The following is a 2,939-nucleotide window of genomic DNA, read 5'->3' on the forward strand; positions in this document are numbered from 1 at the left end:
ATTCATTTCTCTGGAAGGTATGAGAATTTTGAAATCTCCGTAAAAGACAATCCCACATGGAATTTCTATTATCTTTTCACCGTCTTCTGTAACTTTTTTCTTCTTTATAATTTCAATAGCAGATAATTCTCCCGTCAAGATTTTATTACTCTGACGGCTCGCATATATATCCTGTAAAAACTGATCTACCATATAAACCATCCTTTCTTTTTATAATTATATTTTATTGCAAAGTCCATTTCATTCTTTCCATTAGATTAATAAACACAATCATGCTTATAACAAGTATGCTTTTATCCACAATTCCACCCGCCTTGCACAATTTAAAAGAGTAACTTCCCCTGAAGGGAAAGATGAGTGCTTCTCCCTGGTAATTCAAAAGATCAATTAAAATATGACTCACATATCCAATAACAAAACCCGTAAATATTGGTCTGCACATAATATATACTCCATAGGAAAATGTACCAAACCCCAATAAACTATGTGAAAACATCCTATGTCCGGTAACCCTTGAAATTAAAGAAGCCAGTGAAATCACAAAAAGACCTGAAGATATGAAATGGTTTTGCAGATTATAAGCATCAAACTTAAGATGTGCACATAAGATAATGAGCAAAATAACAAATAGAACTATAATTATTTTATTTAAATACTTTGAAATCGTACTGTTATCAAGGTCTATATCTGGAGCCAGTGAACCGATGACGACCCCAATAAAAAATACAAAACTTAATCTTACACTTAAAGTTGAACTTAAAGCGGCAGCAGAAACTATTCCCACTGCCGCATGAGTTTTACCTGTCACGCACGGCACCACCCCTTTGTAAAACTTACAATAAAATTTTTACTTGTTGGGATTCAATCTGCCGATTTTAAAAGTACCTGCCGACTGGGCCTGTGCGACGGCTTTCATATCTTCATTGGTCCCAGAAAAACTAAGTCCTGCAGCAAGAGCATCCTTATCACCCGGCTTTAAGAATTTTCCCTGACTGTCTATGGCACCTAAAACCTTGATTTGTGGAATCAAAACCGTTGATTTTGGATTAGGATTGGTATTGGTTGCATTGGGTGTATAGATTATAGTCACCATATCGCCTTCCCTGTAGGTTCCAGCATAATTGTCAAGAAGCTGTGCATTTATTGAAAACTCAACTTCGTCTTTTTTAAGTGTTATTGCTGCCGCCTGTGGATCATCCTTGTTTATTACTCTGTTTTTGTTTATTATTTCACCTTTGTAGATAGTCTCTTTTGCAATTTTTTTCGTTTTCGATTCATTGTCTTTTGGAGTTAAATTACTGCCTGTAGATATGATGGAAACCTGTATGGTTTCAACTTTACAATTTGATTTGTCAAGCGGGGTTCCCGGATTTATTTGTTTTGTCGCTATATAAACATTAGTGGTCGGTTTATATGTTACAGCTTTTTTTTCAATATAAAAAATAGAAACTCCTATAACTGCCGCAGCTATTATACTAACTGCCACTATTTTTTTATTTTTCAATCTTGAAACACATCCTTTCTGTTTCTTTTTACAATGAAACAATGAGAAAATACATATGATTGTCAATATCATGCGAACATCTTCTTATTCCTGTTTCGGTATTACAAAATCGTCATATGCCTCTATATCCAAGTTTTTTAAATTGCTGCTTCCTGAGTTTTCAGCCTTGAGTACCGTGTACGTATTTAAGTTTATTTTTGAATAAATTGAGGTCTGCTCGACTGATTTGCCATTTGGAGTTTTACCAGTAGGATTTGATACATGGTTAAATATACCGCCCGAATAATCCCATTCCTCAAGTTTTCCATCCTGAACACTATATATTCTCAAATCCTTTATGGAGATCTTTCCTATAACTGAGGTATTCCCGGGAAGACTCTCAAGCTTTGAATCAAGATTATAATTTTTGATCAAATATTCTTTAAAGGTATCAAAAGCCGGGATCAAGTTCATTTCCTCAAAAGTTATATCACCAGTCTCCTTAAGTTGCTTCTGATTTATGTTCCTGACAACAGCAAGATTTGAAGCTTCAAGTTGATTTCTAAATCTGGAATACTTGTCATTTGCTATTACATTTTCATATAGAAATAAGCAAAATACCCCTACAAGCATAAGTAATATAAAGAATAAAGGGACTAATTGGACAGCTCCTTTTTTTTCGGCTATTTTTATCATTATTTTTAGTCCCCCTTCAATGAGTTATTGTTCTTATTCTTTTGCTGGTTGTATCCCAATGAACAGTTATTGGTATGACATTGCCATTTTCTGTGGTTACCTGTGTCCATCCTACCAGATGATGCTTTTGGGGAGTGTAATTGTAAGTAAGGGTGAGACTTATAGGTTCTCCATAATTTGCAAAGTTGGTATCATCTGTTGGATCGGGAGAATGGTTGTCAGCTGTATGTGAAGCCTTAATTTCCAGTTTACTGGCATCAAATCCATCCATTTTGCTCAGTGAATCTACAATATACTGTCTGGTGTCTTCGGTAAGTCCTCCATCTGTTTCCATACGTAAGGATGCCTGCCTGTCCACCTGGTGAAGCTGCAGGTTTATAAAGAAAGGTTTAAGATCAACTATGGCTGTAAAAGTTACTGCCAGCAGTACAAAAATAGCTATCAGGGAGCCGAGCATGGTTTCTACAAATCCCTTTTTCTTTTTGGGGAATACTTTTCTTGACATTTACCTTTCCCCCTCCATAAATTTAGTTGAATGGATCAGTAACATGTTTCCATAATGGTCCGGTTACAAAATCATCTATAAGCGTTACTAGATCTGCCCATGTCAAACCTTTAACTGCCATGACTATTGCAATCATGATGACGGTAACAGCAACTATTCCGAGTATATGGGTTATATCACCCTTTTTCCTTTTCCTAAGTGGTGTTTTCACCAATTTCTTTAACATAATCATTCGATTATTTCCTCCTTTTTTAT

General features: G+C 35.4%; 5 protein-coding genes and 1 pseudogene. All 6 read right to left on the reverse strand.

What is annotated here, in order from left to right; translation table 11 throughout:
* Nucleotides 1–192 (reverse strand): annotated as a pseudogene (locus J5G60_RS17620) (hypothetical protein); the annotation flags it as partial.
* 31 nt (nucleotides 193–223) lie between these two features.
* A complete protein-coding gene (locus tag J5G60_RS17625) occupies nucleotides 224–808 on the reverse strand; it encodes a metal-dependent hydrolase (protein WP_190972272.1) in 585 nt (194 codons plus the stop codon).
* Between the two features lie 39 nt (nucleotides 809–847).
* Nucleotides 848–1,504, reverse strand: a complete 657-nt coding sequence (locus J5G60_RS17630) for a hypothetical protein (protein ID WP_150358909.1) — start codon at nucleotides 1,502–1,504, stop codon at nucleotides 848–850.
* 84 nt (nucleotides 1,505–1,588) lie between these two features.
* Entirely contained in the window at nucleotides 1,589–2,179 is a 591-nt protein-coding gene (locus tag J5G60_RS17635) for a hypothetical protein (protein WP_150358908.1), read from the reverse strand.
* Between the two features lie 16 nt (nucleotides 2,180–2,195).
* Nucleotides 2,196–2,684, reverse strand: a complete 489-nt coding sequence (locus J5G60_RS17640) for a hypothetical protein (protein WP_150358907.1) — start codon at nucleotides 2,682–2,684, stop codon at nucleotides 2,196–2,198.
* 22 nt (nucleotides 2,685–2,706) lie between these two features.
* A partial coding sequence (locus tag J5G60_RS17645; protein WP_207876599.1) for a hypothetical protein occupies nucleotides 2,707–2,939 on the reverse strand: 233 nt, incomplete at its 5' end.

Source organism: Clostridium sp. HV4-5-A1G, from assembly GCF_900184915.1.
Lineage (GTDB): Bacteria > Bacillota > Clostridia > Clostridiales > Clostridiaceae > Clostridium_B > Clostridium_B aromativorans.